Annotated in this window: 16 protein-coding genes and 4 pseudogenes; 14 read left to right on the top strand and 6 right to left on the bottom strand. The window is 44.5% G+C overall.

Going from position 1 to position 20,319, the window contains the following annotated elements:
* Positions 1-2: 2 nt before the first annotated feature.
* Positions 3-1,556: a RagB/SusD family nutrient uptake outer membrane protein gene (locus DW173_RS17765; RefSeq protein WP_120144897.1), complete on the bottom strand. Its 1,554-nt coding sequence runs from the start codon at positions 1,554-1,556 to the stop codon at positions 3-5.
* Positions 1,557-1,595: 39 nt separating this feature from the next.
* Complete coding sequence (locus DW173_RS17770) at positions 1,596-4,733, bottom strand: SusC/RagA family TonB-linked outer membrane protein (RefSeq protein WP_120144898.1); 3,138 nt, start codon at positions 4,731-4,733, stop codon at positions 1,596-1,598.
* Between the two features lie 584 nt (positions 4,734-5,317).
* Here DW173_RS17770 and DW173_RS17775 point away from each other — a divergent pair.
* Entirely contained in the window at positions 5,318-5,542 is a 225-nt protein-coding gene (locus tag DW173_RS17775) for a carboxypeptidase-like regulatory domain-containing protein (protein ID WP_004314034.1), read from the top strand.
* Positions 5,543-5,584: 42 nt separating this feature from the next.
* Here DW173_RS17775 and DW173_RS17780 read toward each other — a convergent pair whose 3' ends face one another.
* Positions 5,585-6,052 (bottom strand): hypothetical protein, encoded by a 468-nt coding sequence (locus DW173_RS17780; RefSeq protein WP_008770760.1) that lies wholly within the window; start codon positions 6,050-6,052, stop codon positions 5,585-5,587.
* Between the two features lie 296 nt (positions 6,053-6,348).
* On the opposite strand from DW173_RS17780, the gene DW173_RS17785 reads away from it, so the two are divergent.
* From DW173_RS17785 to DW173_RS24205, 9 genes and pseudogenes are all read left to right on the top strand, one after another.
* Positions 6,349-6,693: an SH3 beta-barrel fold-containing protein gene (locus DW173_RS17785; RefSeq protein WP_008770759.1), complete on the top strand. Its 345-nt coding sequence runs from the start codon at positions 6,349-6,351 to the stop codon at positions 6,691-6,693.
* Between the two features lie 17 nt (positions 6,694-6,710).
* Positions 6,711-6,914, top strand: coding sequence for a hypothetical protein (locus DW173_RS17790; protein WP_233562206.1), 204 nt, complete (start codon positions 6,711-6,713; stop codon positions 6,912-6,914).
* A gap of 108 nt (positions 6,915-7,022) precedes the next feature.
* Positions 7,023-7,778, top strand: coding sequence for an HNH endonuclease (locus DW173_RS17795; protein WP_117684042.1), 756 nt, complete (start codon positions 7,023-7,025; stop codon positions 7,776-7,778).
* Positions 7,775-8,218: an N-acetylmuramoyl-L-alanine amidase gene (locus tag DW173_RS17800; protein WP_004314038.1), complete on the top strand. Its 444-nt coding sequence runs from the start codon at positions 7,775-7,777 to the stop codon at positions 8,216-8,218. Before DW173_RS17795 ends, DW173_RS17800 begins: the two co-directional genes overlap by 4 nt.
* Positions 8,219-8,265: 47 nt before the next feature.
* Positions 8,266-9,303, top strand: a complete 1,038-nt coding sequence (locus tag DW173_RS17805) for a DUF4373 domain-containing protein (protein WP_120144899.1) — start codon at positions 8,266-8,268, stop codon at positions 9,301-9,303.
* Positions 9,304-9,620: 317 nt separating this feature from the next.
* The gene (locus tag DW173_RS17810; protein ID WP_117684065.1) at positions 9,621-10,244 is read left to right on the top strand and encodes an NYN domain-containing protein; all 624 of its coding nucleotides are present in this window, start codon (positions 9,621-9,623) and stop codon (positions 10,242-10,244) included.
* A gap of 19 nt (positions 10,245-10,263) precedes the next feature.
* Positions 10,264-10,563 (top strand): annotated as a pseudogene (locus tag DW173_RS17815) (hypothetical protein); the annotation flags it as partial.
* 147 nt (positions 10,564-10,710) lie between these two features.
* Positions 10,711-10,905 carry a hypothetical protein gene (locus tag DW173_RS17820; RefSeq protein ID WP_118407727.1) on the top strand — a complete coding sequence of 65 codons (195 nt, stop codon included), beginning with the start codon at positions 10,711-10,713 and terminating at the stop codon, positions 10,903-10,905.
* A gap of 163 nt (positions 10,906-11,068) precedes the next feature.
* Positions 11,069-11,371, top strand: a complete 303-nt coding sequence (locus DW173_RS24205) for a hypothetical protein (RefSeq protein ID WP_225449910.1) — start codon at positions 11,069-11,071, stop codon at positions 11,369-11,371.
* Positions 11,372-11,497: 126 nt separating this feature from the next.
* Here DW173_RS24205 and DW173_RS17830 read toward each other — a convergent pair.
* Both DW173_RS17830 and DW173_RS17835 read right to left on the bottom strand, forming a co-directional pair.
* Positions 11,498-11,782: pseudogene (locus tag DW173_RS17830) on the bottom strand (TolC family protein); the annotation flags it as partial.
* Between the two features lie 23 nt (positions 11,783-11,805).
* A pseudogene (locus tag DW173_RS17835) lies at positions 11,806-12,477 on the bottom strand (PDDEXK nuclease domain-containing protein); the annotation flags it as partial.
* Positions 12,478-12,833: 356 nt separating this feature from the next.
* On the opposite strand from DW173_RS17835, the gene DW173_RS17840 reads away from it, so the two are divergent.
* From DW173_RS17840 to DW173_RS17855, 4 genes are read left to right on the top strand one after another with little or no spacing between them, the layout of a single operon-like run.
* Positions 12,834-16,091 (top strand): SusC/RagA family TonB-linked outer membrane protein, encoded by a 3,258-nt coding sequence (locus DW173_RS17840; protein ID WP_120144901.1) that lies wholly within the window; start codon positions 12,834-12,836, stop codon positions 16,089-16,091.
* Between the two features lie 10 nt (positions 16,092-16,101).
* The gene (locus tag DW173_RS17845; protein WP_120144902.1) at positions 16,102-17,580 is read left to right on the top strand and encodes a SusD/RagB family nutrient-binding outer membrane lipoprotein; all 1,479 of its coding nucleotides are present in this window, start codon (positions 16,102-16,104) and stop codon (positions 17,578-17,580) included.
* 54 nt (positions 17,581-17,634) lie between these two features.
* Positions 17,635-18,234, top strand: a complete 600-nt coding sequence (locus DW173_RS17850) for a hypothetical protein (RefSeq protein ID WP_192920607.1) — start codon at positions 17,635-17,637, stop codon at positions 18,232-18,234.
* A 3-nt stretch (positions 18,235-18,237) separates the two neighbouring features.
* Positions 18,238-19,674 carry a calcineurin-like phosphoesterase C-terminal domain-containing protein gene (locus DW173_RS17855; RefSeq protein WP_120144904.1) on the top strand — a complete coding sequence of 479 codons (1,437 nt, stop codon included), beginning with the start codon at positions 18,238-18,240 and terminating at the stop codon, positions 19,672-19,674.
* 326 nt (positions 19,675-20,000) lie between these two features.
* On the opposite strand, the pseudogene DW173_RS24420 reads toward DW173_RS17855, so the two are convergent.
* Positions 20,001-20,162: pseudogene (locus DW173_RS24420) on the bottom strand (RNA polymerase sigma-70 factor); the annotation flags it as partial.
* Positions 20,163-20,319: the final 157 nt, after the last annotated feature.

Below are 20,319 nucleotides of genomic sequence, written 5' to 3' on the forward strand. Positions count from 1 at the left end.
TGTTAATTTCTTCTCGGGTTGGGTTGTATTCCCGCCACGATCACACTCCGCGGAATTTGGATCGCGTAACGCAAATCGTTCGGAGGCATTTCGTCGGTGACACGCTGGTTGGCCATGTCACGGCGATAAATCAGGATGCCATATCGCTTGATGTCGGGCCAGCGCATCCCTTCGTGCAAGGTGGTGATACGACGGATATGCAGGATGCAATGGATGAAATTTTCCTGCATTCCCTCTTCAATCGTAAAGTCGGGAGCCAGTTGCTTTTTCGGTGTCTGTTGGGTGAAGGGGGTATAAAAATTCATCTTATTATAATAGGTGTTGATCTGTTCGGGTGTCAGCACCGATTTGTTGCGGGTGTAGGCACGTTGCCAACTCGTGATGTCGGCTGCCGACTGGGAGTACATTTTCTTCAGCGCGTATGCTTCGGCACGACAGAGCAAGGTTTCATCCGTAGAAAACAGTACAGGCATATAATAAAGGTATGAGCCCTCATAAAGTCCGCTCTTACGCAGAATACTGGCAACAAACCCGTTGGTGGAGAAAGGTTTCAGATAGAAATAATCCGAACTGCCCCACAACCCTGACGACAGACAGGTTTCGCTGGTGGCGAGCGTCTGGTTATGGAAGTAACGCGGACCTATCAGATAGTCACTCCCGATTGCTCCCCAGTTGGAAATGGTACTGCTTATCAACAGGTTGGCTTCATTGGAAGAGGCGATATAGGCATCCGCCTGCACATTTCCGTTCACGGAAAGATTGCCCAACGCTTCCCAGTTGCGCAGCAGATCATCGGGGTTAGTCCCCAATACACGGGTGGCAAAATCAATCACACGGTCGCAATTGGAGAAATCGGGTTTCATATAATAAAGGTAGAAACGGGCGGCAAAGGCATAAGCGGCTTTACGGGTGAAGTGATATTTGGGTACGGAGTAGCTGTCGTCCGAAATCAAGTCGATCCCTTCGAGGAGGTCACGCTCCACTTTTCGGTACACTTCTTCCAACGTGCCCCGCTCGTAACGGGGAGATACGGTGGTTTCCACCTCTTCCATATATGGCACTCCTAAAGATTGGGAGGCATGAGTGTCGTAGGCGTTGCAGAAGATATTCGCCAACATGAAATGGCAGTAGGCACGGCACACGAGCGCTTCACCTCTCTGCGGGTCGAGTGACGCCGGATTTCCTTTTTCTTCGATGGCATCGAGCGCCATATTGGCGGCGGCTATTGCGCTGTAGTAACTTCCCCAAAGAGAATTGGGCGTGTCCTGATATTCTTCCTTGGTATCTTGCCAGTGGTAGCACTCTTGTTCGGAAAGCTTGTAGTAACCGTAGGTAGGGCCACTGTCATCGGAGTTATCGCTGTAAAGCTCGAATAGTTCGTTGGGCGACGCGTCGGCATACGCCGATACAAGCAGTTTGGCTATTTTCTGGTCGGTGTTCAACTCCGTACGGTTGTCCGGCATTTCGTCCAGAAAGCCGTTGCAGGAGACGGTGGTCAGACCTAAACTTGCGGTCAGTACCAGTGCAGGGAGTATATGATTGTTTTTTTTCTTCATCTCTCGTATATTTTTTAGGTTGATTCTCTGATTCTTTACTTATAGTCCCAGGCGCAGGGTGAGGGTGAACTGGCGGGGTACGGGCGATGCTACACCGCCGGTATTCACAAATTCCGGGTCCTGCCCGTTTAGTTTCTTGTCGGCATAAATCAGGAAGAGGTTGGTGGCCTGCAACTTGAGCGACAAGTTGGAGATTTTGGCAGGAGCAATCCAGCTTTTCGGGAACTCATACATCAGTGATATTTCCTTCATACGGATGAAATCGCCTTTGGCAATACGCTCCGTAGAGTAGTTGTAAGCATTGTAAGCAAGATAGAGCGAGGTATTCGCCTGATATTGCGGGTCGCTTATAATCACTGGTATATTGGTTTTCGCCTCATCGCCGGAAACCGTCCAACGATTCTTAAACTCACGCGGCATGGCGGTGAGGTCGGAGTATTTATAGTTGAACACAGGGTCCAGTCGAACTACGTTGCCGAAAGAATAGGTCATAAAGACATTCAGTTTGAAGCCTTTGTAAGTGAATACGTTACCGAAACTTCCTGTGACAGTAGGGTCGGTAGGACCTTCATATTTCAGATAATCAAGTTTCTCCCGTTCCTGAAAGTTGACACCGGTAGTGGTCAGTTTTCCGTCAATCAGATACTGTGGAATACCGTCCGCGTCGAGCCCTGCAAAAGGGATGGAAAACAGTCCGCGCACGGGATAGCCTTCACGGGCGAAACCGTTGCCGGATACCAGTTCCATCATGCTGGTGAGTCCTTTCAGTTGGGTCACTTCATTTTTGGCGTAGGAGAAGATAAAGTCCGTATTCCACGAAAAATCTTTCGTGCGAATGTTGCGGGTGGAAAGGGTGAACTCCACACCGTGGGATTTCATCGTGGCTACGTTGGCATATTTGTTGATGAAACCGCCTACTCCCTGCGTGGGAACGACACCGATCAGATCGTAGTTGTTACGCTGATACCAGTCGGCAGAGAAGTTGATCCGGTTTTCGAGCAGACCGAGGTCGATGCCGATGTTCAGTTCATGCTTTTTCTCGTAGGTGAGTTCGCTGTTCTCGATGTCCTCGATGTAAAGTCCCGTTTCCTGAATATCGGTAAAAGGACGATAGGGAGAGAAACTGCGGATGATGGCTTGCGAATTGGTTACTTCCGCCGGACCGCGATCGGCGGTAAGAGAGTAAGAAGCTTTCAGAGTCAGGTTGGAGAGAGTGGGTTGGAGCGCTTTGAAAAAAGCTTCCTCATGCACGTTCCATGCACCGGACAAGTTCCACGTGGGCAGCCAGCGTGACGAACGGCTGCGCCCCATGCGGTTGGTTCCTTCGTAACGAAACGTTCCGTTGAGCGTGTAACGCCCGTCATAAGAATAGGTGGCGTTGAGAAAGCTCGCAATGCTACGGGTTTCGGAGTGCCCCAGACTGTAATAACGCGAACCGGACTCTATTCCGTTCTTGAAAAACTGATAGACGTAGGAAGGAATTTCCCCCATCGAATATTGCATTCCCCAGCCCTGAAAGGAAGAATATGCCTTTTTAAGACTGTTCACTTCCATACCGGCAAAGAAGTTAGTGATGTGTTTTTCGGCAAAAAGGTGATTCCATGAGAGGGTTCCGCGGAAATCGAGCCCCAACATACGGCGGTCCTGGCGCTGGTAGATTCCCCCCTCGGGCAACAGGGTGATAGGCAGGGCGTATGGATTGTCGGGGTCTTTATAAAGCAATCCGTTTTGTTCGCGGATGGTGGCATCGTCCATACCGGTACGGTAGGCAACGGCTTGGTTGGCATCGTCGAGCACGTTGTGTTCCTGCGACGAGGTCTGGTATCTCACCGCTCCGAGGGCACTCAATTCAAGTCCTTGAATCACTTTCCATTTCAGCTCGCCTTGAAATTTCACATCTACCATATTGATTTCGATGTAGTTATTATCCAATTCGTGAAGAATGTTGAATGGAGCGTAGTTGCTGATATAATCCGCAGACGGGTCGAGCGTACGGCTCGTGTTGAGTGCGTAAGAATAAGGGTTGATGTCGAATCCGCGTGACATCTTTCCGGAAGCGATGTCGAGGCTGGAGCTCATCGTTCCCGGTGCGTTTTGCTGACGGTAGGAAGCGTTAGAAATCAGGTTGATCGACAGGTTTTTATAAAGATTATAGGTGGTGTTTACGTTGGCTGTGTAACGCTTCACTTTGCTCTGCTTGTACCAGCCCGGATCGAGCATGGCACTCAACGAGGCATAGAAGGATGATTTTTCCGTTCCGGCGGTGATGCTGACGGAATGATTCTGCGAAATGGCATTGGTGAAAAGCACGTCGAACCAGTCGGTGTTACGCATTTCCGCTTCACGGAGATAAGCATTGCGGGATTCGGGGGTGTTGAGAAGTCCGCGCTGGCCGTTGCTGTTATTATACTCGTCGATGAGACGATACATACGACCGTACACTCCCGTGTCTTTGGTACGGAAAAGGTCGGCACTGTTCAGCCAGCCTTTCTGCTCCATCTCTTTATAGATACCCATCTGTTCCTGCGAATTCATGATATTGAATTCTTTGTAACTAGGTATGGCACGGGTGGTAAACTCACCGGTATAACTGATTTTGCTGACTCCGGCACGGCCTTTTTTAGTGGTGACCACAATCACGCCCGCCATCGCACGTGCACCATAAATGGAAGTTGCCGATCCGTCTTTCAATATCTGAAAGCTCTCGATGTCGTCGGAATTCAACCCGGCTATGGCGGAACTGATTAATGTCTCCGCATCACCGGAGGAAAGATCGTCGGGACCTACGTCGATGGCATCTTCAAGAATCACTCCGTCTACTACCCAAAGGGGCTTGGAACTTCCGTAAATGGAAGTAGCACCGCGCACACGAATCTTAGGAGCGGTACCGAAAGTACCCGAAACGTTCTGAACGGAAACTCCTGCCGCACGACCTTCCAAGCCGCGACTGATGTCGGGCAGACCGTCCAGTTTCACATTATCGGCATCCAATTGTTTGGTGGCTCCCGTAAACAGGCGTTTGTCCATCTTTTGCATACCGGTCACCACTACTTCCTGCAATACTTCGGAGTCGGATTTCATCATCACCTTGATTGTCCCCGACTTAATAGGAACATCCTGCGGCTTCATGCCGACATAGGTGATTCGCAAAGTTCTTGATGAACTTATACGTTTCATAGCCCATTCCTCCGCAAATATCTAAATATAAAGTCTTTAATAAACATAAAAAAGAAGATACCTAAAGAGAATACAAGCAAACAAATGCGGAACTATAAGATAAAAATAATCTTCTTTTTTTGCCTTTAATCTACTTTTTTCGTCTTTTACCGGTTTACTGAAGAGGTAGAAAATATCTTTTATATAATGACCTTTCCAGTTCCCAAATAGCTTTTATCCTGAACTCCAAGTGACAATATAAAAGATAACGGTCACGAAATTCATAATCTTCCCGAAAACTATCCTTTTTCTACCGATAGATGCTAATTAATGATTTTTCATGTGTTATTAAACATCTTATCAGGCTATTTTATCACATTTAAATATCAAAAAGAAACTTCTTTTGAATTATCAGCCATCACAAAGGCATAGAAATTCACTTTTACACACTCGTTTCATCTGCATTTCTTTTTTATCAACAGTATTTTGTCTATACAGTTCAATTTCGCATTTTTTTTCATATTTCTCTTTGTTTTTCTAAAAATGTGCTTACTTTTGCAAATAATTAAATAACAAAACAGACTATTCTACTATATAAAAACTATATGAAAAGAAAACTAACGCTGTTATTAACTTGCTTATTAGCAAGCATTAGCCTGACAATTGCCCAAACCTCTAAAAAGGTAACAGGCGTTGTCTTCTCCGAGGAAGACAATCAACCTGTCATAGGGGCATCTGTTGTAATTAAAGGTACATCTATCGGAACTACCACTGACCTTGATGGAAAGTTCGTGATTAGTAATGTACCAAGTTCATCAAGAACTTGGTAATCATTAGTCCATTCCTTCTATTTTCGTCTTTAATTCTACTTTTTATTGTTCCTCTTTCTCCCTATCTCCTTCCTTTTCCATAGGATCCTTAACCAGTTTTTTGGAGGTATGAAATCGAATTTCAATGTCTATATGGCAGTCATTATCCACCGTGCAGTCTATATCTGCCGAATCGTCAACAATTAGATTTAAAACATGACACAACACTTCGGGAAATCCGGGAATAAATTCAGACTTTCCAATGATACAAGCAGAATAATTATGAATAGTTGTCCAATCGGGGATAGGACTCTGACCGTCAAATTTACATTTACACATACGTCCTATTGAAGAGCGCGAACAATTCGAATGGTTCGCCACATATCTTTCAGGAATATTATTCAACTGTTCTATCTTAAAAATACGATCCACCACCGCTTTCTTCACATCGTCGTCACTATGACGGACACCGGTTGTTTTACTCTGTTTATCTCTACTTTTTACTTTAAATTTCTTGCTTTCCTTTTTCATAATTTATTTTTATATTATTCCACAAAAGTCCGATATTTCTTTTAACATTTGTGTTCAAGCATGACACATTCGTTCTTATTCCATGAATAAATTTAAATATGGATAGATTTGGAGGTACCCATTTTCTACCCAACTGACATAATCAAAAAAAACAGGTCGAATCTTTTAATGCATCGACTCATTCAAGCATGACACATTCGTATCCATTCTTTTTTTATGCGTCAAGCTTGGACAACCTTTACGCAACTCATCTTCTACCTTTGCCACCGTAATCAAAAATAAACCGAATAAAAAAAATGACTGAAATCAAAAAGAATCATTCACTTCAACGGATACGGCTTATGAAGCAGGCCGCTGTCATCCGGCAAAGTAATGGCATGAGCCGACACGATGCACTCGTCACGGCTCACCGGATAGGAAAGCTTATCCGACAAATGCATCACGGAAACGTCTGTTTCCGATATACCAAGCAGGATGGAACCATCCGTCGTGCCACCGGCACACTCATCGGCTACGAACATAGTTTCCGCCGCCCGTACACACCAAAACCGGAGAACACATTTGTCGTCTATTACGACATCGATGCCAAAGGCTGGCGCACCTTTCATGCTGAAAATTTTCTGGATATCGAAGTGGAATGAACCTACAAGAAAAAGGAATGAATCAGCAAGAACGAAAAGAGTGGGAAGCTCTTTGCAGACAGTATAATGTAGACTCCCTGCAAGAAGCGATTCAAGGTTGCCGGGAAGAATTAGAATTTCTCATTCACTGTGCCGAACGGCTCGAACCTCCTACAGAGCAAGATGAAGACAGCAAGAAACGCCGTTTAACACATACAGGAAACGCCGCTTTTCCACACTAGGAAGCGCCGTTTAACAGATGCAGGGAACGCCGTTTCTCCCTGCTAAATTCAGAGAAGCGACTATTTTTTAACAGAGTATAATTTTATTAACATTTATCAGTATCAAGTATGGAAAATTGGAGATTTATTGAAGAAAACCCCGACTATATGATTTCAGATCATGGGCGGGTATTGAGTTTCAAGGGCAAATCGAAGTTAATTCTTTGCACTAAAATCATCGGAACCGGTTATGAAACGGTATCACTCCTGAATAAAGGAATTTGTACCGATTACAACGTCCACCGCTTAATTGCCAAAGCATTTATTCCGAACCCGAAACATCTGCCGCAAATAAACCACCTTGACGGAAACACGATGAACAACCACGTGTCAAACCTTGAATGGTGCGATGCATACACCAACACGATGCACGCCATCCGCACAGGATTACGCCCCACCGGAACAGGTTCCCGCAAAACTCCCTGCGCCGTAACGGATGCGAAAGGAATCATTTTACGTGCCTATCCGTCTATGAAAGAAATGGGCAGAGAGGAACGTCTGAAACCGTCACACCAACACTGGCTCATCCTGCAACTGAAACATCCGGATCGTGTATGGCTACATAACCTACGTGCAAGGCAACATCGGGGAAACGATTTCATGAAAGTTCCCTTTGCCAATTCATCGGCTTTATCACAACTGCCTGTCTTTTTAAACTCATTGGCAATAACGGATACGGCTGTACCACCGATTCACGCTCCCTTCACTCCGGTGCACCACTCGGTGACAAAGCAATATTACCGTCAACTGTCTGCAGAGGAGGCTGCCGCCTTCGGATTCACCTCCCCTACTATACGCAAACAAGAAAGGAGGATTTCACAATGAGAGACACCATCATCATCCATTGTTCCGCCACTCGTGCGGGACAGGATTTTACCGCTGCCGACATCGACCGCTGGCATCGTCAACGCGGCTTCCGTTCTATCGGTTATCACTTCGTCGTCCGTCTCGACGGCACGGTTGAACCGGGAAGGGATGTTGCCCTCGACGGAGCACATTGCACGGGATGGAATCATCGGTCTATCGGTATCTGCTACATTGGCGGACTGGACAAGAACGGTCGGCCTGCCGACACACGAACGGAAGCGCAGCGTGAAGCACTTGTCCGGCTGGTAGAAGATTTGCGCCTTGTCTTCCCTTCTCTGCAACAGGTGATAGGACATCGGGACACCAGTCCCGACCTTAATGGAGACGGTATTATCTCACCGAACGAGTATATAAAATCCTGCCCCTGCTTCGATGTAAAAGCGGAGTTTATTCAATAATTATCAGTTATTTATTATCAATTATTTACAATCAGTAATTTATCATCATGGCCCGCATTTCCAAACCCGGATTAGATTATTTTCCCCTCGATGTCAATTTTCTGCAAGACAGAAAAGTACGCCGCATCTCCTGTCGCCACCATGCGGCAGGGATTGCTGCGCTCACTTCACTGCTTTGCCTCATTTATAAAGAGAAAGGTTATTATATTTCGTGGAACAAAGACACGCTCTTCGACATCGCCCAGGAAGCGTGTTGCGAGGAGGAGGAAATGCAGGCCATCATTGATGATTGCCTGGCGGTGGGGCTGTTCGACGATCTTATATATAAGGAGTACGGTGTATTGACCTCACAGGCCATTCAGGAACAATATCATAAAATCATCACCGACAGCCGGAGAAAATACAAATTACCTCTGGAACATTTCTGGCTTATCAAGGAAGATTTTAAAGATGTAACAGAATCCCATGATTTTGCTACAACAATGCCACAAACAAAAGAGGAAACGGATACAGATATCAAAGGTAAACAGGAAATGGATATGGAAAATGAGATCAAATCTGAAATCAAAAAAGACAAAGAGACAGAGAGACAAGGAAAATGCCAAAAAGAGAATGAGAGGATAATGCCGCCCGTTCCGTCAAACAGCGTTTTTCAGGCTTCGCCTGTCGTTGTAGAGGGTTTGTCTTTGGATAAATCGATTGGAAGAGAAAAAACGGAATCTACTGCGGAGACGGTTTCTGAAACAACTTCGGGAACAGCCCCGGGAACAGTCTTAGAAACAGCTCCGAAAACGATTTCGGAAGGGATGCAAACGGGAGGGGGTTCGGAAGCTATACTTCTACTAAATATGCAAACAATCGGTATTCGGAACGAACAGACAGTGAAAGCGATTGCCGCCCTTGCCCGACGTAAAGAACTGGGAGGTCCCGGCGGGATTTTATGGAAAATCCTTAGTTCCCAATACCGCCCTACGCTACTCAAAAAGAACGAACCGGGCGATTACATTCTTTGGGCGCTCAATCATCCGACGGAATTTGAGAACACATACAACGGGACACTGAAAAAGCTAATCAGGGGAAGATAAACCGGGAAAAAGTCTGAATATAAAAACGAAACATGCCATCATCATTCGTTTATATCATAAATTCAGGCAAAGAAAGATAGAAAACCAAGAACTATCGCATCTTTATCATACAAGGAAAAGGCCTCGACTTGTAGAGCCAGTATTTGTAACTCGAGAAACCAAAGAATAGAGTAAATCATAAAAAAGGAAGAAAAAGAACCTATCAATTTGTTATTCTAAAAAAGATTTGTACCTTTGTGGTACAAATTACCCCCCTTAGTTGAGAAATACTAAGGCTGACCCATCAATTAAAGATGGGTTTTTTTATATATAACGCTATGGAAGACAAAAAGAAAGTAATAGTCTATGTAGACGGTTTTAATTTCTATTACGGGCTGAAGTCCAAAAAATGGAAAATGTGTTATTGGCTGGATTTAGTCAGCTTCTTTAATAGTTTTCTAAAGCCCTATCAAGAATTGGTAGAAGTCAATTATTTTTCAGCTCGTCCAACAGATGCAGGCAAACACGATAGGCAAGATAAACTATTTCAAGCAAACAAATGCAACCCTAAATTTAACTTGATATTGGGTAAATACCTCAAAAAAGAGATTAAATGCCGTTATTGTGGTGGTATCATTCATTCTTTTGAAGAAAAAGAGACAGATGTACGAATAGCTACAAAGATTCTGTCGGACGCCTATAAAAAGCGCTGTGACATTGCTATCATTGTATCAGCAGACAGCGATTTAATACCACCTGTAGAGCTGATAAGAGAATTTAACCCGTTACAAAAGGTCTATGTATATTTTCCTCCTAACAGATATTCATCTAATTTATCGAACCTAAGTGATGGCACACGTAAACTTGATGGCGCTTTTAATATATTCAAGAAACATATATTGCCCCAAAAAGTGCAGCTACCAAACGGATATGTAATAGAACGCCCGAATGAGTGGAAATAAGATTTCAGATCGACCTATCTTGCCGTTGAAGGCACGAAAAGCTGTCTTCGAGAAATTGGAAGATATCGCTGATGTGGCTTCCATGTCTCCGGAAGACAGGGAGCGATACGACAATAGCGTCAAGGTGTACCGCGATTATTTGGTGACAATGGATGCAGCTGAACAAAAAGGGATGAAAGAAGGGATGGAGAAAGGGATAAAAGAAGGCGCCCAAAAAGCCCAACTACAAATAGCGCGGAATATGAAAGCCAAAGGGATAGACAACCAATCTATTGCCGAATGTACTGATTTACCTTTAAGCATGATCGAAGAGTTATAGAGTAATTAGACAAAAGAAGTTAAAAGCACTCATCAATCCACAATCAGCCACCCCCTCTTGCAAATATATTTGTTATTTTTGCGGAGTAATAACATTATTACGTTCCAAACAGATATTTGGGGCATAGCTCTAAAGGAGACATTAATTATGGGAAACAGTTTAAAAAAACAGAAAGAAGCTTTATTGGCTGCTAACAACACCAAAAAGAGCAAAGGTGAGAGACTTGGATGGAAATCAATAAGCGAATATAAAACTGTGTCTCTCAAAGAAATTGTCGGAAACGGGAATCGTGTAAACGAAACAAATATTCCTGTAAATACAAGTATAAGACTTGTACCGTAATGCTGGATAATATAAGGCCTTATAAGATGATATTTATTCAAAAAGCGTCACCAAATGTTGGTGACGCTTTTGATTTTGCATATATTTATAAATTCTACTCAAACAGAAAAGATATCTGTCAAAGACTAAAATGCACAACTATACAGAAACTCTACGTATATTTATGACTTGTGCCAGCATTGTCCCTCTCATTTTACAAAAATTCCCACTAGCTTCATTTGTGATAAATGGTGCTCAAAGTTTAGATTTAGAATCTAACAAAATAGAAGGAAGAGCCAACAATCAAAGGTTCAGATTATACAAAAACATGGCTACCCAATTATTTGGTAAAGAACGTTTTGAACATTACGAATTTATAGAAATCAGTTCTTACCTGATGGTAAACAAAAAAGAGTGTTCTGATATAGAGAGAAAAAAAGACAGAATTAAAGAAACCCTTCTTAACCTATATGACATAGACAGCTAAAACAAAAGAGGTGAGTTCCCCTTCACAGGGTAGCCCACCTCTTTCTCTTCATACACAAACATTCAAATTATCAGGTACCAGATGTTAGTCAATGTAACGGATGCCATCCATTTTAAACATACCTCCCTACATACGGTCGCCACCCAAAGCCTGATACAACGTAATCACACCCTGAATTTCGGTAAAGCGGTTCGCCACTTGTGACAGTTGCGCGTTGAGCAACGTCTGTTGTGCCGTCAGCACTTCCAGATAAGTGGTGTTGCCATGCTTCATCAACAGGCTTGTGCTCTTAGCGGCTGTTTGCAAAGAGGCTACCTGCTTGTCGTAGTAGTCGGCTTTCTCGCGGGCAGTCTGATACTGTACCAGTGCCTCGTTCACTTCCACACCTGCATTCAGCAAGGTTTGTTCGAACTTTTATGTAAAGGTTTGCATAACATTTCGAGAAGGAACTTTTCAATATGCTTAACCAACCCTAACTCTACATCTCTTTCGTTATATTCGTCAGTGAAAGTCAGCATATCAAAAATATAGGGGTCTTTTAAGGTTTCTTTTACCTGCTTGGCTTGTATTTCCGGGAGAGTGGAATCGAAGTTGTTTGCCAATGCCCCGTAAGTATGGTAGTAGTCCTGATTGATAGCTTCAATTAAGAAATTACGACTCCATCCACTCTTCAAACATTGAATCATGTACCAATAGCGGGCTTTCAGGTCTTTTACCCGTTGTATTAAAGTGATGTTGTGTGACCAGCTTAACTGTTTTATCGGAAGAACACAATTTGACATTTCTAATTTGGCAACCACTGGTTGCCAAATTGTAAGCTCTTGATTATATTCTTTATGAAACTGAATCATACACCTGCAATTTCGTGGGGAAAAGCCCTTCACTTTCGGATAATCATTCTTCAAGTCATTGGCAAGCTGTTCAAGTGCATTGTTCCCCCATCCTATCTGCTTCTGGCTTTCACAAAGAAGTTTGCCGATATCCCAATACATAAAAAGCATTTCTTCATTAGCGGAATAAATCGCTTTTTTTTGTGCGAGTGCCACCCGTGCTTTGACTTGTTTAAGCAAAGTAGCGTAGTTAAATATACTATTTTGAATTTCCATTTATTATTTTTCGTTTTAGATAAAAAACACTATAGGTTATTCCTATCCAAGCATCATTCAGCCGATTGCCCCAAAACAAAGAGACCTTCCTTGGTAATAGAGTGGCAAATATAATGATAATTGAAGCATTACGGATGCACTATCCGATAAATTTGCCTGCCTTTTCCGTCATACCACCACTTTGTCACGAGTGCAAACTGATTCTTTAATTAGTGTTTACGATATAACACAATTTGTTAACAGATCTGTAATACTATCTTAATCTGCCTTGTCTTCCTTTGCACCGTGAAACAAAAACACTGGTGTTAACGACTTTATTGCATTTAATAAATTAAAAGAAGCAAGGTAAAAAGATTATGAAAAGGAACAAATGGCTGCTTTCTCTGGCAGTTGGACTCCTGTGCTGTGGCTCTGCATACGCACAGACAACAGTGAAAGGAAAAATAACGAGTGAAAGCGGAGAACCGTTAATCGGGGCTACCATCGCTGTAAAAAACTCAACAGACGGTACAGTGACCGACATCGACGGCAACTACTCTCTGAAAACTAAGAAAACATTAAATTCCAAAGATTTGCTCCTATTTAGTTATGTAGGATATAAAACGCTACAAAAGAACTATACGGGCAACACGATGAACGTAAAACTGGCAGAAGAGTCGCAACAACTGAATGATGTGGTAGTGACTGCCTTGGGTATCAAACGTGAAGAAAAAGGACTGGGATACGCCACGGAAACCGTGAAAGGAGACAAAATTACCAGCGCCCTGCCCTCCAACTGGTCGACGGCACTCAACGGTAAGGTAGCCGGATTGAGCGTTATCTCTTCCGGTGGCCCGCTCAATTCGAGCCGCATCTCCTTGCGAGGAGATGTCTCGCTGAATCAGAACGGGAACGATGCATTAGTGGTAGTGGACGGTGTACCGATGAGCAGCCCGATGACCAATCCGGGAGTTGCCTACGGTGCAGGTTCCAACAGTGAGCTTTCCGTAGACTACGGTAACGGATTCTCCGACATCAATCCGGATGATATCGAAAGCATACAAGTACTGAAAGGAGCCAGCGCGACGGCTCTGTACGGTACACGTGCAGCCAACGGCGTGATTATGGTGACTACGAAATCGGGAGCCGGCGCACCCAAAGGTATCGGCGTATCTTATAGCGGTAACTTCAGCATAGACGATGTGATGAGGTGGCCGGATTATCAGTATGAATTCGGACAGGGACTGCCGAGTAACATCGGTCCGGCAGGGTCCATCTATGAGGGCGAGCCATACTACTCCTACGGAAAAGCGGAAGACGGCAGCTACGCAAGCACCAGCGGAACGAGTAGCGCATACGGGGCACGTTTCGATGCCAACAGGAAATTCTACCAATATGATCCGGTGACACAGGGACGTGCCTCCGAAGCGACTCCCTGGGTAGCGTATAAAAACAACCGCAAGGATTTGTTCCAGACGGGCTACACAATTACCAACTCCGTAGCCCTGACCGGAAAATCCGACCGGGGCAGCGTGCGGGCTTCCATCACCCACACCAAAAACGAATGGATTCTTCCCAATACAGGTTTCCAGCGCATCACTGCCATGATTTCCGCCCAACAACAGATTTCACGGGCGTTGCGCATCAATTTTAAATCGAGCTATACCTACCGAAAGCTCAACAATACGCCTGCCCTGGGGTATAACAGTAACTCCATCTCTTACTTCCTTATCTTCCAGAATCCGAATGTCAACCTCGACTGGCTGCGCCCGATGTGGCGTACCGGACAGGAAAATGTGAAACAGCTCCAGCCTTACAGTTCCTTCATCGGAAACCCGTATGTCATTCTATACGAATCGGAAAATCCGTCAGAGAAACATAGTAACGTTTCCTCCGTTTCCGCCAACCTGCGTATCAACAGCAAGTTCGATTTCATGATCCGGTCCGGTATCCAACTGTCCACCGACCAGCGCGAACAACACCGTCCTATCAGCGATGTGGTATTTGGCAACGGATTCTTCAAAAAACAGAATGTGTTCGATTATGAATTAAACAGCGACGCTTTATTTACGTACCATGATTCCTTCGCTAACGGATTGCACGTCAATGCTTCGGCGGGAGGAAACATGATGCAACAGAGCTATGATATGCTCGCTGCCTCGGTGGTGGGACTGGATTACCCGGGAGTCTACAAACTGGCAAACGGTGTCTCCAACCCGAACGTGCAGACTGTCATCAAAAAGAAAGCATTGAACAGTCTTTATTTCACAGCCAACTTCGCATATAAGGATAAACTGTTTCTCGACGTCACCGGACGTAACGACTGGTCGTCTACCCTACCGAAGAGCAACCGTTCCTTCTTCTATCCGTCGGTCAGTGTCAGCGCAGTGATGAACGAACTGTTCCTAATGCCGGAACCAATCAATTTGTTGAAAGTAAGAGGTTCTTTCGCCCAGGTGGGTAACGACACAGACCCTTACAAAACATCGCCCTACTACGGCACGAGCGATTTCCCCGGATCGGCTGTCGTTGCTTCCACACTGTACAATCAGGACTTCAAACCGGAAATTTCAACCAACTACGAAGCCGGTTTCGACCTGCGTATGTTCCAAAACCGCATCGGGCTCGATTTCACATTCTATTACAACCGCACCAAAAACCAAATTCTGGATGCTCCGATGGACCCGACTACAGGTTACAGCAAAGCGACTATCAATTCGGGATGTGTCCGCAACCGTGGTTATGAAATCCAATTGGACGTTACCCCGGTAGTCAGCAGAGATTTCCGCTGGAACGCCACTTTTACCTGGTCTAAAAACGAAAACAAGATTATCTCGCTGGCGGAAGGAGCAGACGAGAATCAGTTAATCAGCAGTATCGGCAACGTCTCCATCATCGGACGCGTGGGAGGTACGACAGGCGACCTCTGGGGCTACAAACTAGTGCGCGACCCGGAAGGAAACGTTGTCATCAATGATAACGGACTGCCCGAACGTTCGGGAGAGATTGAATACGTAGCCACAGCCTATCCGAAATGGAAAGCCGGACTGTATAACGAATTTTCCTACAAAAACTTTACTCTTAGCGTCCTGCTCGACGGACAAGTGGGAGGAAAAATGTATTCGCACTCTCACCACAAAATGACGGAACAGGGAAAACTGGCACATACCCTGAACGGACGTCTGCCGGGAACGGATTTTTATATGTCGAAAGATGATCCGCGCATTGCCACCGCCGGACTTTCACCACAGGACGGAATGTATATGATTGCCCCGGGTGTAGTGAAAAACGACGACGGTAGCTTCTCGAAAAACACTAAAGTGGTAACCGTGGAAAGCTATTATAAAGAGTTCTATCGGATGGCAAACGTGGAGACGAACACTTTCAGCACCGATTTCCTCAAACTGCGTGAAATGAGACTGGAATATAAATTACCGGGCAGCACACTGAAGAAAACTCCTTTCAGCAAAGCATCGATAGCGTTTTATGCACGCAACTTGTTCTGCATCACGGATTATCCTTTATTTGACCCCGAATCTGCCGCCCTCAACGGAAGTTCGATGGTAACGGGTGTGGAAACGGGTTCACTGCCTACGGCACGTACTTTCGGATTGAATATTAACTTATCTTTTTAAACACTGACTCATGAAAACCTATAATTTTTTAAAGAATATAGCAGGAGGAATAATAGTGTGCGGAACACTCTGTACAACCTCCTGTACCAGCTTCGACGAACTGAATACGGACCCCACCCGCATGGACGAGGTGAATCCCGGCACACTGCTCAACCCGATTCTCTACGAAACGTCTGTCTACAACTGGAAACTCTACAACAACTACACCTACGACCTGATGCAATGCGCTGTATCTACTTCCAGCACTAACGGTGTCGGATGGTGGTATATGACGGACAGCCAGGGAGACGGCACATGGACTACCTTTTATAAATGGATCAATAACGCCAAAGAGATGACGCGTCTCACCGAAAAACTCCCGGAGGCTGCCAAACAACCCAATTATGACGCCATCTCACTCACACTGCAAAGTTGGCTGTACCAGATTCTAACCGATGCTTTCGGTGACGTCCCGATGAGCGAAGCCTGCTCTGCCGATGAAGGAATACTCGCGCCGAAGTTCGACACCCAACAACAAGTGTACCGACAAATTATCGACAACCTGAAAACGGCAAACGAACTGTTTGACGAAGCTAACGGACTGATCTACAACCAATCGGGCGAAATGTTGTACAACACGTCTAAAGGAGATGCAACCGGTATAAAGAAATGGAAGAAGTTCTGCAACTCGCTCCGCCTGCGTGCATTGCTCCGCGTGATCGACGTTCCGGAGTTCAACGCGAAACAGGAATTGCGCACGATGCTAACCGATCCCGCCACCTATCCGGTATTCGAATCGAACGATGATGCTGCCCTGCTTGCCATCAGCGGAACTTATCCGCAGGAAGCTCCGCTCACCCGGCCGCAGGATTTCACTTCATACGTTCAGATTTCCGAGTTCTTTGTCGACCTGCTAAAAGGATGGAATGACCCTCGTCTGCAAGTGTATGCAACGCAGGTCACTCTGCCCGACCAGACAAAGGATTATGTAGGTTTGCCCAGCGGTTATCAAACGTTGCCCTCTATCACGGCTTCGGGACTGAATCAAGAAATGGCGAAAGCTCCCATGAAACTTGCCATGATGCCTTATGCCGAAGTTGAATTTATCAAAGCGGAACTACTGAAGAAAGGGGTGATCGACGGAGGAAGCAACGCTGCCAAAGAAGCGTATCAGAAAGGAGTGCAGGCAGCTATCGAACAGTGGGGACAGGTATTGCCCGACAATTACTTTGAGAATCCGGAAGCGGCTTATGACGATACTTTGGAACGTATCATGAACCAGAAATTCGTCGCACTGTTCTTCTGCGACTATCAACAGTGGTTCGAATATAACCGTACCGGCTTTCCTGTGTTGCCCGTAGGACCCGGCATCGCGAATGCCAACAACCAAATGCCCAAACGTTTCAAATATCCGGCTGCCCTGCAACGTACCAACCTGAAAAACTATCAGGCTGCCAAGCAGAATATGGGAGGTGATGATTTTAATATTCGATTAATATGGCAACAATAACGGAATATGGCAAATAAAGAAATGTATCAACCATAAATTTAAAATTCAATGTGTATGAAGAAAATTATCAGTATGGCTGTCATGTTATATATAACAATGACAGTAATGGCACAGAAAGGAGAACTTGCCATGAACGAAAATATCCGCGGAAAGGAAAATGTTTCAAGAAACGTTGCGGAGAATATGGTAGGAAATACAGCAGAAAATAGAGCAGAGAAAGAAGCTACTCCCGTAGGGAAGAAACCAAAAGCTACATTTATATTCGACGTATATGGAGAGATTCCGACAACTAAACCGGTGTTTGAAACGGAACATTATCTAGGTAGTGACATTACCGGAAAATGGAATACTTTCATCCAGAATTACACGCACGAGTATGATGTAACGATTGGATTCACTGATTCTTCCGTTGAGATTTTGAAGCCTTCCATTTACAAGGCGGTCAACAAAGTGAACAAATATTATAAAAAGGCACTGAAAAAGGAAGAAGTGAGCCGGGAAGTTGCTACATCCAACATGGCACACATTCTGGATTGTGCCAATGTGATGTGTTTCGACGATAACAGCAAGTCTTTCGAAGAGGCTGTAAAGTCGGCAGACGAACCGGAAGAGATTATCGCATTATTCAATCAAGTCACTCTAAGAAAGTTATAAGCAATGAAAAAAGTATGTAATAGAAATATGCTGTTTGCGGCAATCTTATGTCTCCAGCTAAATGTTGTTGCCGCTTTTGGTCAGACTGTTGTGAAAGGCAGTGTGAAAGATAACACAGGTAAGCCTGTCAGCGGTGTAGTAGTAACTGACGGTGCGCATTTTAAAACGACCGACGCGCAAGGAAACTATGTTTTGAACACCGATCCGGCACGTTATCCGATGGTTTACATCTCTACTCCGGCAGACTATGAGCTTCCTTCCAAAGAGGGTGTAGCCGACGGCTTCTATCAATATTTGGATGCGAAGAAAAGCGAGAATCAGTGCAACTTCGTTCTAACCAAGCGGCAGAAGCCGGCGGATGAATTTGTATATATCGCCATTTCCGATCCGCAAGTGAGGAACGAGAAGCAACTGGACCGCTTCCGCACAGAGACAGTGCCCGACCTGAAACAGACTGCCGACTCTCTAAAGAATTTCGAAATCGTTGGTATGGGACTGGGCGACCTTGTGTGGGATGCCATGAACTTATATGCTCCTTACCGGCAAGCCGTCTCTAATTTAGGTATCACAATGTTCCAACTAATGGGAAACCATGATTTCAACCTGCTCTACAAATCCATGACACAGACGGACCATCCGGCAGACGGATATGGGGAACAGAATTATTACCAGTCGTTCGGTCCGGCCAACTATTCATTCAACATTGGAAAAATCCATGTAATCGCAATGAAAGACATCGACTACGATGGTAATAAGAAATACACGGAACGATTCACGCCGGAAGATCTGGACTGGTTGAGAAAAGATTTAAGTTATGTGCCCGAAGGAAGCACCGTATTCCTGAACGTACACGCTCCGGTAGCCAACAACACGGTATCGGCCGGTGGAAATGCACGCAACGCCAACGCGCTTTTCCAACTATTAAGACCGTATCAGGTTCATATTTTCTCGGGACACACACATTTCTATGAAAATCAGCAACCTGCGCCTACTATTTATGAACATAATATCGGAGCTGCCTGCGGTGCATGGTGGGCAGGACACGTGAACCGTTGCGGAGCGCCGAACGGTTACCTGGTGGTAGAAGTGAAAGGTGACGATGTGAAGTGGCGTTACAAAGCGACAGGCTGTTCTCCCGATTATCAGTTCCGGCTCTACAAGCCGGGAGAATTTGAAAGCCAGAAAGACTATGTGGTAGCCAACATCTGGGATTGGGACAGAACATATACAATAAACTGGTACGAAGACGGAGTATTGAAAGGTGCCATGCAGGCTTTTGATGATGAAGACCAGGATTACATCAACATGGTGAAAGGAAAGAAAACCGGCTATCATACACGGCATCTTTTCCGGGCACAGCCTGCGAAAGGTACGAAGTCTGTCAAAGTGGTGGTTAAGAATCGTTTCGGGGAAGTATTCACGAAAGAGGTGAAACTGTAGTTTATCCTATGAAACACAAATAAGTATTCTTTGACAAGAACTGTTTGGAGATAAAAAGAAAAATAGGAAGACTGTTTATCTGTATATTTATTGAACTGATAATCAATAGAATTTATGCCATCCGGCTACGAAAACAAACTGCCGTAGCTATCCGGCATAAACTCTACTTTTTTCCAACCAGTCACCTATCTCTTATATCTTTATGCGAATCAGCAGTTGAAACCACTTTTTGATTCAGCTATTTAAAATGTTATAATTCGGTTAATTGTCTCATTTGTTTATTTCATATTTTCCCTGAAAATCAGCAAACTAGAAGAATTTTAGTATTCATTTGATAGTTTATCCACATAATTTTGAAGTAGGAGTTCGCGTCTCACGTAATAATACACCATATTTGGGGAAATGCGAGCATTGTATGCACGATACAACGCTTCAAAAGCATTTTTATTTCCTTCCTTCAATAATTGAAGTTGTTGGGTGGTAATCATCATCAAATAAGGTTAAATCATATATGGACTCAAAAATAACGAAATAACTAAAGCCGACAACCAAAGCGCTTGTTAAAATTTCAATAAATCAATATCTAAGCTTTTAAAAAAGAATAGGATATAAATGCATATCCTATGTATCTCATATCATAAATTC

This window comes from Bacteroides sp. AM16-13 (genome assembly GCF_003602705.1).
GTDB classification, from domain to species: Bacteria; Bacteroidota; Bacteroidia; order Bacteroidales; family Bacteroidaceae; genus Bacteroides; species Bacteroides xylanisolvens.

Excerpts from the sequence above, each read along its gene's own strand:
- DW173_RS24205 (WP_225449910.1), top strand. The coding sequence starts at position 11,069 with ATGACTTGTGCCAGCATTGTCCCTCTCATTTTACAAAAATTCCCACTA.
- DW173_RS17845 (WP_120144902.1), top strand. The coding sequence starts at position 16,102 with ATGAAAACCTATAATTTTTTAAAGAATATAGCAGGAGGAATAATAGTG.
- DW173_RS17790 (WP_233562206.1), top strand. The coding sequence starts at position 6,711 with ATGAATCAGCAAGAACGAAAAGAGTGGGAAGCTCTTTGCAGACAGTAT.
- DW173_RS17770 (WP_120144898.1), bottom strand. The coding sequence starts at position 4,733 with ATGAAACGTATAAGTTCATCAAGAACTTTGCGAATCACCTATGTCGGC.
- DW173_RS17840 (WP_120144901.1), top strand. The coding sequence starts at position 12,834 with ATGAAAAGGAACAAATGGCTGCTTTCTCTGGCAGTTGGACTCCTGTGC.
- DW173_RS17785 (WP_008770759.1), top strand. The coding sequence starts at position 6,349 with ATGACTGAAATCAAAAAGAATCATTCACTTCAACGGATACGGCTTATG.
- DW173_RS17800 (WP_004314038.1), top strand. The coding sequence starts at position 7,775 with ATGAGAGACACCATCATCATCCATTGTTCCGCCACTCGTGCGGGACAG.
- DW173_RS17820 (WP_118407727.1), top strand. The coding sequence starts at position 10,711 with ATGGGAAACAGTTTAAAAAAACAGAAAGAAGCTTTATTGGCTGCTAAC.
- DW173_RS17795 (WP_117684042.1), top strand. The coding sequence starts at position 7,023 with ATGGAAAATTGGAGATTTATTGAAGAAAACCCCGACTATATGATTTCA.
- DW173_RS17805 (WP_120144899.1), top strand. The coding sequence starts at position 8,266 with ATGGCCCGCATTTCCAAACCCGGATTAGATTATTTTCCCCTCGATGTC.
- DW173_RS17855 (WP_120144904.1), top strand. The coding sequence starts at position 18,238 with ATGAAAAAAGTATGTAATAGAAATATGCTGTTTGCGGCAATCTTATGT.
- DW173_RS17765 (WP_120144897.1), bottom strand. The coding sequence starts at position 1,556 with ATGAAGAAAAAAAACAATCATATACTCCCTGCACTGGTACTGACCGCA.
- DW173_RS17780 (WP_008770760.1), bottom strand. The coding sequence starts at position 6,052 with ATGAAAAAGGAAAGCAAGAAATTTAAAGTAAAAAGTAGAGATAAACAG.
- DW173_RS17850 (WP_192920607.1), top strand. The coding sequence starts at position 17,635 with ATGAAGAAAATTATCAGTATGGCTGTCATGTTATATATAACAATGACA.
- DW173_RS17775 (WP_004314034.1), top strand. The coding sequence starts at position 5,318 with ATGAAAAGAAAACTAACGCTGTTATTAACTTGCTTATTAGCAAGCATT.
- DW173_RS17810 (WP_117684065.1), top strand. The coding sequence starts at position 9,621 with ATGGAAGACAAAAAGAAAGTAATAGTCTATGTAGACGGTTTTAATTTC.